The organism is Allobosea sp. P4_C6 (assembly GCF_056402015.1).
Genome location: NZ_JBFUIF010000001.1, coordinates 199761 through 213455, shown reverse-complemented (window position 1 = coordinate 213455; position 13695 = coordinate 199761). Strand labels below are relative to the sequence as shown.

Annotated in this window: 12 protein-coding genes; 4 read left to right on the top strand and 8 right to left on the bottom strand. The window is 66.0% G+C overall.

Translation table 11 applies throughout. The features are described from left to right. Positions 1–98: 98 nt before the first annotated feature. From AC1DVA_RS01075 to AC1DVA_RS01050, 6 genes are all read right to left on the bottom strand, one after another. Positions 99–1055 carry a succinylglutamate desuccinylase/aspartoacylase family protein gene (locus AC1DVA_RS01075; RefSeq protein WP_476804685.1) on the bottom strand — a complete coding sequence of 319 codons (957 nt, stop codon included), beginning with the start codon at positions 1053–1055 and terminating at the stop codon, positions 99–101. Positions 1056–1066: 11 nt separating this feature from the next. Then, entirely contained in the window at positions 1067–1888 is an 822-nt protein-coding gene (locus AC1DVA_RS01070; protein ID WP_476804684.1) for an ABC transporter permease, read from the bottom strand. Between the two features lie 14 nt (positions 1889–1902). Continuing rightward, on the bottom strand, positions 1903–2838 hold the full coding sequence (locus AC1DVA_RS01065; protein WP_476804683.1) for an ABC transporter permease: 936 nt from the start codon (positions 2836–2838) through the stop codon (positions 1903–1905). Positions 2839–2975: 137 nt separating this feature from the next. Beyond that, positions 2976–4562, bottom strand: coding sequence for an ABC transporter substrate-binding protein (locus AC1DVA_RS01060; RefSeq protein WP_476804770.1), 1587 nt, complete (start codon positions 4560–4562; stop codon positions 2976–2978). 126 nt (positions 4563–4688) lie between these two features. Beyond that, positions 4689–6305, bottom strand: a complete 1617-nt coding sequence (locus AC1DVA_RS01055) for an amidohydrolase (protein ID WP_476804682.1) — start codon at positions 6303–6305, stop codon at positions 4689–4691. Between the two features lie 51 nt (positions 6306–6356). Further along, positions 6357–7841: a M81 family metallopeptidase gene (locus AC1DVA_RS01050; RefSeq protein WP_265052091.1), complete on the bottom strand. Its 1485-nt coding sequence runs from the start codon at positions 7839–7841 to the stop codon at positions 6357–6359. A gap of 187 nt (positions 7842–8028) precedes the next feature. On the opposite strand from AC1DVA_RS01050, the gene AC1DVA_RS01045 reads away from it, so the two are divergent. The 3 genes from AC1DVA_RS01045 (at position 8029) to AC1DVA_RS01035 (ending at position 9945) form a co-directional block, all read left to right on the top strand. Continuing rightward, positions 8029–9051, top strand: a complete 1023-nt coding sequence (locus AC1DVA_RS01045) for a DNA topoisomerase IB (RefSeq protein WP_265052090.1) — start codon at positions 8029–8031, stop codon at positions 9049–9051. A gap of 64 nt (positions 9052–9115) precedes the next feature. Next, positions 9116–9406, top strand: coding sequence for a hypothetical protein (locus AC1DVA_RS01040; RefSeq protein ID WP_476804681.1), 291 nt, complete (start codon positions 9116–9118; stop codon positions 9404–9406). Between the two features lie 332 nt (positions 9407–9738). Next, the gene (locus AC1DVA_RS01035) at positions 9739–9945 is read left to right on the top strand and encodes a hypothetical protein (RefSeq protein ID WP_476804680.1); all 207 of its coding nucleotides are present in this window, start codon (positions 9739–9741) and stop codon (positions 9943–9945) included. A 270-nt stretch (positions 9946–10215) separates the two neighbouring features. On the opposite strand, the gene hemC is transcribed toward AC1DVA_RS01035, so the two are convergent. Both hemC and AC1DVA_RS01025 read right to left on the bottom strand, forming a co-directional pair. Further along, entirely contained in the window at positions 10216–11154 is a 939-nt protein-coding gene (hemC, locus tag AC1DVA_RS01030; protein WP_265052087.1) for a hydroxymethylbilane synthase, read from the bottom strand. Between the two features lie 104 nt (positions 11155–11258). Next, on the bottom strand, positions 11259–12641 hold the full coding sequence (locus AC1DVA_RS01025; RefSeq protein WP_265052086.1) for an aminotransferase-like domain-containing protein: 1383 nt from the start codon (positions 12639–12641) through the stop codon (positions 11259–11261). Positions 12642–12792: 151 nt separating this feature from the next. Between AC1DVA_RS01025 and AC1DVA_RS01020 the strand changes: the two genes are divergently transcribed. Then, complete coding sequence (locus tag AC1DVA_RS01020) at positions 12793–13668, top strand: DMT family transporter (protein WP_476804679.1); 876 nt, start codon at positions 12793–12795, stop codon at positions 13666–13668. Positions 13669–13695 lie beyond the last annotated feature (27 nt).

Sequence of the window (13695 nt, the reverse complement as noted above, 5' to 3'; positions counted from 1 at the left end):
GCCCGACGCCGCCGCTGCCCTATGGCGCAGGCTGCGGCTGCTACATCCCGGCTTCGGACAGAAGCGCGGCGTCGTCCAGTGACCGACGCGACCTGATCTCACGGCCGGCGGTGGCTTGCGCTGCCGAGATAGCAGATGCCCTCGCCGGGCTTGGCCTTGGGATTGGGGAAGATGATGAAACCGTCGCGCGGCATCGCCACGATGCTGCCGTCGGCGCGGCGGGCGATGGGCGTGCCCTTCGCGACCCGGTCGCCTGTCTTCCACGTTCCCTCGACGCGATCGCCCTCCGCCTCGCAGATGACGAGATCGTCCATATGGACGACGAGGCGCTTCTCGGCGGCCGGAGCGGCCTCGTCCGTCAGCCCGACATGCGCGAGCACGTTGCGGATCGCCTTGTAACCGACATCGACCGAGGTCGGGTCGTCATGGCGGCCGCATTCCAGCGTCACGCCATAGCCGCCGGCAAAGCGCATGAACTCGGTGGTGCCGTAGCCTTCCGTCACGGCCAGCCTGGGCAGGTTCAGGCGCTCGCGCGCCGCGATCAGGCGGACATAGATGTCGAGCCAGCCATGGATCATCAGGTCGACGCCGAGGCTGGCGGCAAAGGCTGCCTCGGCCGGGCCATGGCGGAACGGCTCGAGATCGCCGCGATTGTCCTCCGGTCCGAAGAAGACGAAGGGCACGCCCTCCCCGGTGAAGGAGTGGACGTCGAGCAGGATGTCGTGCTGGCGCAGGATGGCGGAGAGGCGATTGCCGATCCGGTCCTCGTTGTCGACCGGTTGCGGCCGCTCGCGCAGGTCGCGGTTGAGGTTGCGATCCCCCTCGCGGGTATCCTGCCGATAGGCCTTCGGATTGGCGACGGGCAGGAATGTGACCTCGCCGCGCTGAATCGAGACGCGGCCGGCACGGCAATCCTCGACGACGCGGGCGATCGCATTCGGCCCGCAGGTTTCGTTGCCATGGACGGCACCGAGCACGAGGAGCTTCGGCCCGGCCTTCAGCCCATGGAAGCGAATGGTCTCGAGCGGCGGATCGATCAGGTCTGGCGTGGTCATAGGCTCTGCTATCAGGCTTTGCGAAGCTGCGAGTGGGGGTCGAGGATGTCGCGCAGACCGTCACCCAGAAGGTTGAGGCCGAGCACGGTCATGAAGATGGCGAGACCCGGAAAAACCGAGATCCAGGGCGCGGTGGTGATCTGGTCGCGCGCATCCGAGAGCATGCTGCCCCAGCTCGGGAAAGGCGGGCGGATGCCGAGTCCCAGGAAGGACAGCGCGGCCTCCGCCAGCACGGCGCCGCCCATGCCGAGCGTGCCGATGACGATGATCGGGCCGGCGATGTTGGGCAGGATCTGCAGCAGCATGATCCGCAGGTTGCTCGAGCCGAAGGAGCGCGCCGCCTCGACATAGCCCTGCTGCTTGATCGACAGCGTCGCAGCCCGCGACAGCCGGCAGGTATAGGACCAGTTGGTCAGGCCGAGCGCGATCAGAAGGCTGGTCAGGCCCGGCTGGAGGATCGCCATGATGGCGAGCGCGAAGACCAGCGAGGGGATCGACAGCATGAGGTTGGTCAGGCCGTTGACGAAATCGTCCCACCAGCCGCCGAAATACCCCGCCGACATGCCCAACGCCACGCCGATCACCGTGTTGATCATCTGCGAGACGATGCCGACCGTCAGCGAGATGCGGGCGCCGTGGAGCACCCGGCTGTAGATGTCGCGACCCTGCGCATCCGTGCCGAACCAGAACTCGGCGCCGGGCGGAACCTCGGCATTCATCAGATTGGCATCCATGACGGGATCGGTATGCGCCAGCCAGGGCGCCAGCGTCCCGCCGACCACGACGGCGGCGAAGAGCACGCCACCGATCCAGAGATTGGCTCGGAATTTCATCTGCTGCCCAACCTCTAGGTATATTTGATGCGCGGATCGATCAGAGCGCAGAGCACGTCCACGATGATGTTCACGACGAGGAAGAAAAGCACGAGCAGCAGGATGCAGGCCTGGACAACGGGAATGTCGCGCAGCGACACGCTGTCGACCAGCAGCGAGCCGATGCCCGGCCAAGCGAAAAGCTTCTCGATCACGACGGCGCCGCCCATGATCGAGCCGAACTGCAGGCCCAGCGTCGTCAGCACGATGACCATCGCGTTGCGCGCCACATGCCAGCGCATCACCCGGACCTCGCTGTTGCCCTTGGCGCGAGCAGTGCGGACGAAGTCCGCGTTCATGACCTCGAGCACGGCAGCCCGCGTCGTGCGGGCCAGCAGCGCGAGTGGCGCCACGCCGAGCGCGACCGCCGGCAGCACGATGTAACGCGGATTGCCTTCGCCATAGCCGAAGCTGGGAAACCAGCCGAGAACCAGCGCGAAGGCATACATCAACATCAGCCCGAGCCAGAACTGCGGCAGGGACAGGCCCGACACGGCGACGAACATCGATTGCATGTCGAGCCAGCCGCCCGGTTTCAGCGCAGCCAGGAAGCCGAGCGGAATGCCGAGGGCGATGGCGAACACCATTGCGGCGACGGCCAGCTGCAGACTGGGCCAGATCCGCTCGAGCAGAGAATTGATCACCGGCTGGCGGGTGCGGAACGAGGTGCCGAGATCGAGAGTCGCAAGCTTCGCGGCGTATTTCGCAAAACGCACATGGAGGGGATCGTCGAGGCCGAATTGCTTGTTCATGCGCGCGACCTGCTCTGCATCGACGACCGAACGGCCATCGGACATCTGGGTCGAGGCGAAATCGCCGGGAATGACGCTGAACATCACGAAGACAAGCCCCGCTACCGCAAGCAGGATCGGGATGGCCTGCAGCAGACGGCGGACGACATAGGGCAGCATGATCAACTCCTGATCGCCGCCGCAAGGCGGACTCAGGTCAAGGCTCGAAAGTCTCCGTCACCCCGGACGGACGGCGAGGCCGCACCGATCCGGGATGACGGATGTCTTCGAGCTGGCGGGAACCTCCGCGGAGGCGCTTACTTCGCCGCGGGCGAAGACGCGTCGACCCAGAGATCCTCGTAGCGCTGGAGCGCGAGCTCGGTCGCGTTCGGCTGCAGGCCGCGCAGCCAGGGCTGATAGGCCAGCACCGCCTTGTTGTAGTTGAAGAACCAGACCGGAGCCTCGTCCTGCAGCATGGCGTTGGCCTTCCTGAGCATGCCGAGCTGCTTGGCCGGATCGCTCTCGGCCGCGGCCGCGTCGATCAGCTTGTCGTATTCGGCGTTCTTGAAGGTGGTGTAGTTGCAGGAGGAACGTGGCGTGGCGGAATGGAAGCACTTCAGCCGCGTCAACGCATCCGGGCCGGAGGTGTTGGACCAGATATAGGCCTGAAAATCGCCCTTCGCGACGACGCCACCGAGCGCCGAGGTCTCGACCGGCTTGACCTTCACCTTGATGCCGACCTTGGCGAGCATCGGGATCGTCGCCTCGACGATCGGGATACCCCAGCTTTCGTTCGGCGTCGCGGTCCACTCGAACTCGAAACCGTCGGGATAGCCGGCTTCGACGAGCAGCTTCTTGGCCTTCTCGGGATCGAAGGCGTAGGGCTTGGCGTCCTTGTCGAAAGCCGGGACCGAACTCGGCAGCCAGCTTACCGCGCGATAGGCCTTGTCGCGGACGAGGCGCTTGATGATGAGTTCGCTGTCGATCGCATGGTTGATCGCCTGGCGCACCCGCTTGTCGGAGAAGGGCTTGAACTCCGGGTTCATGCCCATGTTGCGGGTGAAGACCTCGGCGACCTCCAGGATGCCCTTGGAGAGGTTCGGATCGGCCTTGTAGGCGACATACTGGGTCGAACCGAGGATCGAGACGTCGATCTCCTTGTTGCGGAAGGCAACGTCGCGTGCAGCTGCCTCGCCCATCGGCGAAATCACCAGCTTGTCGGCATAGGGCTTGCCGGGCTTGTAGTACTTCTCCCAGCGATCGAAGACCATGCGCGAACCGGGCACGTGCTCGACGAACTTGAACGGCCCCAGGCCGATCGGCTTGTTGAAGAAGTCCGGCTCCTGCGCCTCCTTGGCCGGCAGGATCGCAGTGGTCGCGCTGTAGAACAGGAAGCCCGGATCGACCTTGTCGGTCATCGTCATCTCGACGGTGGAATCGTCCACCTTCTTCAGGCCCGAGATCTCCTTGGCCTGGCCCTTCTGAACCTCCGTCGCACCCTTGATACGGGCGACGTAGAGGGCGCCCGGATAGTTCTTCGATCCGTCCATGATGCGGGTGAAGGACCAGATCACATCGTCAGCAGTGAGCTTGCGACCATTATGGAAAAAGGCCTCGCGCAGCTTGAGGGTATAGGTCAGGCCGTCGGCCGAAGCCGTGACGCTTTCCGCGACTTCCGGCATCGGCTTGCCGGCGTTCGAATCCCAGCGGAACAGCATGCCATGCAGCGCGTAGCCGTAGATCTCGTCCTGGATCTGGTTCGAGACGTGGCTGTCATTGCTGACGAAGGACGCGCCATAAGGCGCCGTGAAGCGGATCGTCCCGCCGCGGCGCGGCTCCTGGGCCTGCGCCTGCACCGTAAAGGCCGCCAGCGTCAGCGCTGTGGCGAAGGCAAGTTTCTTCAACAACACGATTATTCCTCCCGTTTTATCCGCTCCGGCTGATCCGGAGTTTTTTGCTTCCAAGTGGAACCATAGCGGCTGAGCCGCGCATGTCTTCCCCGTCCGCTCAATTTTTTGGCATGACTTCCATCAACGCTCGTAGACCACTTCGCCGCCGAGGATGGTCAGATCGCAGCGCGTATCCTTGAGGATGTCGGCCGGATCGGCTTCGAGCAGGTTGCGCGAGAACACTGCGACGTCGGCAAGGAAGCCCGGAGCGAGACGCCCCTTCACGTTCTCCTGCTTCTGCGAGAAGGCGCCGAACTCGGTGTAGGCCTGAAGGGCTTCCTCGATCGAGACGCGCTGGCCTTCATCCATCACCGTGCCCTTCCAGGTCTGGCGGGTCAGCATGGTGTGGAAGTTCGGGAAGGGATTGGGGTCGCAGACCGGCGCGTCGCTGCCGGTCGCAGGCTTCAGGCCGAGATCAAACCAGGTGCGGAAGGGATAGCTCGGCAGCGCGCGCTCCGGGCCGAGCACCTTGACGTAGGCGTCGCCGAAATCATGGATGAAGACCTGCTGCGGGCAGGGATAGATGCCGGCCTTGACCATGCGCTCGTGCTGGGCCGGCGTCGAGAAGCCGCAATGCTCGATGCGGTGGCGCCGGTCGGGGTCCGGATAGGCGGCAAGCGCTTTCTCATAGGCGGTGATGAGCTGCTCGATCGCCGCGTCGCCGATGGCGTGGCAGGCGAGCTGGTAGCCCTTCCTGTGGGCGTCGAGCACCATGCGCTCGAGCTCGGCATCGTCCCACATCCACACGCCGGTGGTCTTGTCCTCGCCGAGATAGGGCTCCGTCATCCAGGCGGTGCGCCCGCCGGCCGAGCCGTCGAGGAAGAGCTTGACCGCACCGACCATCAACATGTCGTCGCCGGTGCCCGAGATCAGCCCGGCGTCGTAGCATTGGGGCACGATCGAGCGGCCGTCATCGCCCAGCAATGTCAGCCAGGTACGGACCGGCAGGCGCCCGTCGCGCTTGGCACGATGATAGGCCGCGATCTCGCGGAAACCACCCTTCTGGCCGACAGCGGCATCCATGCAGCTGGTGATGCCGAGCGAGAGCAGATAGCGGCCGCCGCGCTCGATGCCGGCGATGATGTCCTCCTCGGTCGCGGCGGGGACCGCAGCCTGCACCGGAGCGCGGGCATTTTCGGCAAGCAGGCCAGTCAGGCGGCCGTTCTGCTGCTCGATCAGCCCGCCCTGCGGTGTCGGGGACTTCTCGTCGATGCCGCCGAGACGGAGCGCCTCGGAGTTGCAGATCGCGATATGGCCGCAGGCCCGCACCAGCATTACCGGGTTGTTCGGGGCCGCGCGGTCGAGTTCCTCGCGATAGGGGTGGCGGCCGGTATCGAGCTTGGTCTGGTCGTAGCCGCGCGAGAGGATCCATTCGCCGGGCTTCAGCGTCGCGGCGCGGGCCGAGATGGCGCCGAGCAGCGCCTCCAGCGTCGGCGCCGCCTCAGGCTTGGAATCGACCCAGCCCATGGTCATGCCGAGCGAGACGAGATGCAGATGCGAGTCGTTGAGACCCGGCGTCGCCAGCCGGCCCTTCAGATCGATCACGCGGGTCTGCGGCCCGACGAGAGGTGCGATCTCGCTATCCGGCCCGGCCGCCAGCACCCTGCCCTGCCAGATCGCCAGCGCCTCGACGACGCCATCCTCGCGCCCGCACCAGATCGGCCCGTTGCGCAGCACGATATCGGCATGAACCGCCATGGTTTCTCTCCTCATCCAGTCTTGTCGTCGCCGGCTTTTCGCAGCCCGGCGTCAGATATCATCGAGCGGGAAGATCGGCCTGCGCACCTTGCGGTAGGGCCGCTCCTTGAAATTGCGGGTCGAAAGCGCGCCGGTGTCGACCTCCAGCACCTCGTGCGCGATCGGCTCGAAGGCGGCTCGGAAATGCTGCATCGACTTGACGATCACGGTCGATTTCCGGGTCGGATCGACACCGAGCGAGGTGAACTGGGCGAGGTCGGTCGCCTGGCCGTTATGGGTGATGACGACGATCTCAACATCATCGACCCGCAGCAGCGCCGAGAGGCCGTAGTTGCGCCAGACGCCGCCTGCCATCGGGCCGTAGCAGATGAAATGTCCGTCCGTGATCGCGACGACATGGGCGTCAAGATCGAGCGGACCGCCGCCCATGCTCGGATCGACCTTGCCACCCAGCCTGAGCTTGACGCGGTTGCCGACACCGGCCGCCTGCGCGGCCAGCGCCGCTTCTGGGTCGCAGATCGCATGGAAGCCGACATTCTTCAGTCGTGCGTCGAGAACAGCGCGCAGCAGGTTGGTCGCGTCGCCATAGGCGCCGGAGCCGGGGTTATCGGAATAGTCCGAGATCACCAGCGGCTTGTAGCCGGGTTTGCCGGCATCGGCCTCGCCGGCCTTGGCTGCAGCGATGGCTTCCGCGAGCGGCGTGAAATGGATCGAGGAAAAGCGGCGCTGCTCCCAGGCGTAGTCCATCAGTTCTTCGGCGATGGCCTGCGCCTTGCCGCGATCATCGGCTGTCACTGCGATGGAAGGGCCGATGTCGTGAACATCGGCAGAAGAGAAGCCGGCCTGGACGCTGACCACGAGCGCGTCTCCCGCGGCTTCCAGCACATCGCCACGGCGCAGCAACTCCAGGAAAGGCGGCGAGGTGGTGCGCCCGCCATCGAGCGCATAGAGGATCGGGCGCCGGGCAAGCGCGACCTTCGGCCGGATCTCACCCTTCATGGCGCGCTCCAGCAGTTCCGCCGCCTGCCAGGTCCGCTCGTACTGGTCGATATGCGGATAGGTTCGGTAGGAAATCAGCGCATTGGCATTATCCGCCATGAGCTGCGTGACCGTGGCGTGCAGGTCGAGCACCGCGACGACCGGCACATCAGGGCCGATGCGCTTGCGCAGGCGCGCCAGCAATTCGCCCTCGCCATCATCGGAGCTTTCCGTCGCCATGGCGCCGTGCAGATGCAGCAGCACGCCGTCGACACCATCGGCGGCATCGACGATGTGAGCGGCGAAGACATCGAAGGCGGCATCGGTCACGCGGCCGGAAGGGTTGGCGCCGGTCACGAGCGGATGCGTGAGGCTCCAGCCGAACTTGTCGGCTGCCTCGAAGGCAGCACCCATCGAGGTACGCGTGCCGCGGAAAGCCCCGGGAATCGCGTTGCCCAGAAAGACGCCATGCGCCCGGAAGGTGGCCTCGTCCGTGAGCTGAACACTGAAGGTGTTCGTCTCGTGCATGAACTCAGCGATCAGTACGCGCCGCGCCATTGTCCCCTCAGACTCCCCGTTCAAATTTTTTGACACTCTTGGCGAGCCGCCCGGCCATTTCTACCGATTTCCGCGCATATGCGTCCTCTGGCGGGAGCGCTTGCCGAATTGTGGTGAATATGCTCGACTTGGCGGAACCAACCCGGCGATGGCGCATTCTCCGCAGCAGAAATCTGCGAGCACCGCCATGCCGGCTTCCCAGCACGCTAAACCACGCCCGCCCTCGACGCGACTGCGGCGTGTTTCGTCGGACGAACTGACGATCCGGCGCGTCCGGCATGGCCGCTCCTTCGGCTATCGCGATGAGGACGACGCGAAGATCACGGATGAGAGCACGCTGGCCCGCATCCGCTCCCTCGCCATTCCCCCGGCCTATCAGGGTGTCCGCATCGCCGCCGATCCACGCGCGCACCTGCAGGCCGTCGGCCATGACGAAGCCGGGCGTATTCAGCATCGCTACCACCCGGAGTGGGAGAAGGTGCGCGAGCGGCGCAAACTGAAACGCCTCGCCCAGCTGATCGCGGCCCTGCCGAAGCTGCGCGCCCGGATCGTAGCCGACATGAAGGCGCGCACGCTATCGCAGGAAAAAGCCCTCGCCTGCGCCGCGGCCATCATCGACCGCGGCCATCTGCGCGTCGGCAACGAGGCCTACGCCAAGGCCAATGGCAGCCACGGCACCTCGACGCTGCTCAAGCGGCATGTGACGCTGACGGGGACGCGGGTCGCGCTCCATTTCCGCGGCAAGAGCGGCAAGGACATCGCCTGCGCGATCGACGAGGCGCCGCTCGCGCGAGCGCTGGCGCGCATCGCCGCGTTGCCGGGGCGGCGGCTGCTGCAATATCGCCGCGAGGACGGCTCGGTGGCGGCGATCCATGCGACCGATATCAACGCCTATCTCAAGACCGCCTGCAGCCTCCCGATCAGCAGCAAGGACCTGCGAATGCTCGCCGCCAACGCCGCCGCGGCGGAGCTTCTGCTGGCCGGCGAAGTGATGGCGACCGAAACCGGGCGCAAGCGCCAGCTCGCCGACATCATGCGCGCGATCTCGGAGCGGCTGGTCAACACGCCTGCTGTGGTCCGCAAGAGCTATGTCCACGCCATCGTCATCGAGGCCTATGCCAGCGGCCGGCTGCAGCGCAGCTACGCGAAGGCGCGTGCCCGGCCGGGCTGTTCGCGGATCGAGCGCGCGCTCGGGCTGCTCGCGGCCTGACCTGCCGGGAACAATGCCGCGGCTCGGGGCTTGGTCGGGAAAGCCCTTCCACAGGAGAGCCGACATGGCCGAGCCCGACAGAAAGCGTGAAAACCCTGCCCTGCTCGACGATGAGCGCAAGGTCTCCAATCCGGCCGAGGCCGGCATCGACACCGATCCAGCCAGCCACCGCGTCAGCGACCGGACAAATGTCCATGATGCCGGCAGCGACGCCAACGACACGCCGGACGGGCTGACGGAATCGGAAGAGGCCGTTCGGCAGGCCGCCGAAGACATCCCGACCGGCAGCTCGCCCAGCGGACCGACCGAGTCGGTGCCGGTTTTCGATCGCGGCTCGCTTCCGCCCAAGGTCTGAGCGGCAGCGGAGGAGAATGACGTGGCCAACCTCATCGGTTCGCAAAAACCCGTCGGGACAACGCAGCGGAGATGAGTTCCATGGCGGGAGACTGGAGTTTCATCGTTTGGATCGTCGTAATCGCGATTCCGCTTGGAATCGGCTTCTCAGCCTTTTGGGCGCGCTCGCGCGGGCCCGGTGCGGCCATGCTCGACAAGCCCGGCGCCGACGATCCGCGTGACCCGATCTAAGCACTTGAGATCGCGACGTTATTAAATTTCTCGCATTTTTGGGGAACCTGCCGGGCCGATTCGACGTTCCGTCGCCGCTGAATCTTCGCGGCGGAGACGGACATGGACAAAGACAGAATCAAGCGGATCGCTCGTGCGATGTGCCGGGCAGCGCGCCTGGACCCCGACAAGCCGGCCGGCAACAAGGGGCCCTATACGATTTCGATGCGGGAACCCGGTTATGAAAGCCCGCAGCCGGCCTGGATGCTGTTCCGCCAGGAGGCGGCGCTGTTTGCCGCCCGTCACCGCGATGTCGCGGTAAGGCTCTAAGAAAACCCCAAGCGGTCGCTCGCCTGCAGGCGAAGGTGGCCATGACAAGGCCCGGTACTCCGATCAGGAGGCCGGGCCTTTTCTGTCGGCAACAGCTGCTCTCGCGTTGCCGGAACGAGAGCCTCTGCATTTTCGTGGAAAGGCTCGTCATCCCGGACGGAGCGAAGCGCAGATCCGGGATCCATGTTGAACCTCGACCGGACGCGCTCCGGCATGGATCCCGGGTCAAGCCCGGGATGACGCCTGGGTTCCGGACAAAACCAGCACGCTCTAGAGCGTCTTGAAGGTCGGATAGTAGCCGCGATAGCTCTTCTCGAGAATCGCTCCGCCGCCGCGCTCTTTCAGGATTTCTGCAACGGCGAGGCCGAGTTCCCGTGCCTGTTCAGGCGCGGCGCTGTCGCTGGCGACGACGCGTTCCGCGCCGTCGACGGAGGTGACCTGCGCGTGGAGCGTCAGGCGATCGCCTTCCCAACTCGCGCAGGCGCCGACCGGCAGGCTGCAGCCTGCCCCCAGCGCATGCATCATCTCGCGCTCGGCTTCCACCTCGGCACGCGTTTTCGGGCACTGGATCGCCTGCAGGATCTCGATCACCGCAGCATCGTCGGCGCGGGCTTCAAGTCCAAGCGCTCCCTGCCCCACGGCATAGGGAAACAGCGACGAGGCCAGAACCTCCGACGAAGCCTCGTCCAGTCCGAGGCGGCGTAGGCCGGCTTGGGCGAGAATCACGGCATCAAGAGCATCCTCGCCCCCGATCTTGGCGAGGCGCGGCCCGACATTGCCCCGAATGGGAACGACGGTGACATCGGGCCGCAGATTCAGGATCTGGGCGCGGCGCCGCAGCGAACCGGTGCCGACCCGCGCGCCCTGGCGGAGCGAGGCCATCGTCACACCGCAAAGCGCATCGCGCGGGTCCTCCCGCGGCGGCACGGAAGCGAGAACGAGCCCATCATGCAGGGTCGTCGGCAGATCCTTCAGCGAATGGACGACGAAATCGACCTCACGGCGCACGAGCTGCTGCTCGTGCTCGACGGCGAAGACGCCGACCATGCCGAATTGATGGAATTCGGAGACGCGGTCGCGATCCGCGATCGTCGCGATCTGGCAGAGGGTGAATTCCGTCTCCGGGAACTTCTCCCGGATCAGCCCCATGACGTGGTTGGTCTGGGCCATCGCCAGCGGGCTGCGGCGCGTGCCGATCCTCAGATGCATGCCTTGAAACTTTCGATCCTATCCGGCCGGGCCGGTTGCGGGGTCTATAACAGGGGGGCCGCGGGCTGACGAGAGCGACTCATGCAGGCAAGCGCTGCGCCGGCTCAGCCTGTGGCGGCTCCGCCCTGCCGCAACTGCTCGAACCCTTGCCGCAGCACTTCCATGACGCGCGGATCGCGCGATTGGGCCACGTTGAAGCGCATGAAGCCACCGGCGCTCTGCGAGACGCTGAAGACGTTGCCGGGCGCCAGAACGACCTCCTGCGCCACGGCCAGCCGGGCCAGCTCGGCGGAATCGACGCCTTCGGGCAGGCTGCACCAGAGATAGAAGCCGCCGCGCGGCATCAGCCAGGGCCGGATGCCGAGCTCCTCCAGCCGGCCCGCGATCTCGCGCCGTGCCTGCGTGAGGCGGCGGCGCACCTCCTCCATATGCTTGCGGTAACCGCCTCCAGCGAGGACGCCCGCGATCAGATCGGCCGCGACCGGGCTCGGCCCGCCGAAATTCGTGGCGAGCTGGAAATCGATGAGGCCTTCGATCCAGTCGGATCTTGCGGCAATGTAGCCGCAACGCACGGAGGCCGAGAGCGTCTTCGAGAAGCTACCGATCCGTATGACCCGATCGAGTCCATCCAACAAAGCGAGGCGCGGCGAAGGCTCCGGTTCGAAATCGGCGAAGATCTCATCCTCGACGATCGTCAGGCCATGAGCAGCTGCAGCTTGCAGGATGCGGAAGGCCGTCTGCGGCGAGAGGCTCGCGCCGGTCGGATTGTGCAGCCCGGAATTGGTGATGTAGAGACGCGGTCGCTCGGCAGCGGCCAACGCCTCGAACGCGACGGCATCGGGCCCGGACGGGGTATAGGGCACGCCGAGAACGCGGAGCTGATGCGCCCGCAAGAGGGCCTGGAAATTGAAATAGCAGGGATCGTCGACCAGGACCGTATCGCCCGGCCGCAGCAGAAAACGGCAGACCAGATCGAGAGCCTGCGTGCCCGAGCCGGTCAGCATCAACTGCTCCGGGCCGACTGCCAGCCCCTGCTCGACGAAGCGGCCGAGCAGATGGCGGCGCAAATCCGATGACCCGCGCGTGCTGCCATAATCGGACAGCAGCGCATCCGGGGCCCGTGCCAGCGCGCGAAAGCCCCGACGAAGCGCCTCCCCCGGCATCCAGTCGGCCGGCAACCAGCCACAGCCAGGCTTGAGGGCGGTGTCCTCCGCATCGAGCGACTGCCGGGAAACCCAGAACGGATCGACAGCGCGCTCGCGCGGCGATGCGGCCTGCGTCAGCGTCAAGGGCGGCAGGCCATTGCCGGTGACATAGAAACCCGAGCCATGGCGGGCACGGATCAGGCCTTCGGCCGCCAACCGGTCATAGGCCTCGACGATGGTCGATGGCGAAACCCGCATCGTTGCGGCGAAACGGCGGATCGACGGCAGCCGGTCGCCGGGAGCCAGCGACCGCGCCGCGAGCCTGTCCCGAACGGCCGCCATGACGGCCGCCGTGCGTCCGGGCCGGCTCGTCGTTTCTTCCGTTGCCACAACTGTCATGCTGTCCATAGCCATACAGTTTGCCATGATTGTATCAGACTGTCGCTATCGTCGTGGTCCGAAGCCGCCTAAGCCGTCGACGGAACAGGACTGGATGACGACGATGCAGCAGGGATGGGCCGGCAAGGGCTGGGGCAGCGGCCTTCTGGGCGTGTTGATCTTCAGCGGCTCCCTGCCGGCGACGCGCGTCGCCGTCGGCAGCTTCTCGCCACTCTTCCTCACCTCCGCCCGCGCCGTGATCGCGGCGCTGCTGGGCGGCGCCTTCCTCGTCCTGCTGCGGCAAAAGCGGCCGAGCGGCTCCGATCTCGGCCCGCTTGCCATCGTGTCGATCGGCGTCGTCCTTGGCTTTCCGCTACTGACGGCGCTGGCGCTGCAGCACATCAATGCCGCGCGCTCGATCGTGTTCATCGGCCTGCTGCCGCTGGCGACCGCACTCTTCGGCGTGCTGCGCGGCGGCGAGCGACCGAAACCGGCCTTCTGGCTGTTCTCGGTGGTCGGCGCGGCGACCGTCGCCGGCTTCGCTCTCGTCCATAGCGAGGGCGGTTCACTGACCGGTGACCTGCTGATGATCGCCGCCGTCCTGCTCTGCGGGCTCGGCTATGCCGAAGGTGCCGGGCTCTCGCGACGGCTCGGAGGCTGGCAGGTGATCTCCTGGGCATTGCTGCTGTCGCTGCCGGCGATGGGCCTGCTCGCGCTGCTATTCCTGCCGGCCTCCTGGCAAGGGATCGGGACGCCGGCCTGGCTTGGGCTCGCCTATGTCTCGGTCTTCAGCATGCTGGTGGGCTTCGTCTTCTGGTATCGCGGGCTGGCGCTCGGCGGCATCGCCGGGGTGGGGCAGCTTCAGCTCCTCCAGCCCTTCTTCGGCCTGATGCTCGCCGGCCTGCTGCTGCACGAGCCCGTCGCCTGGACGATGATCGCCGCAACGGGCGTGGTGGTGCTCTGCGTCGCCGGGGCCAAGCGTTTCGCCTGACCCAGCCAACTCATGGTCAACCGGCAC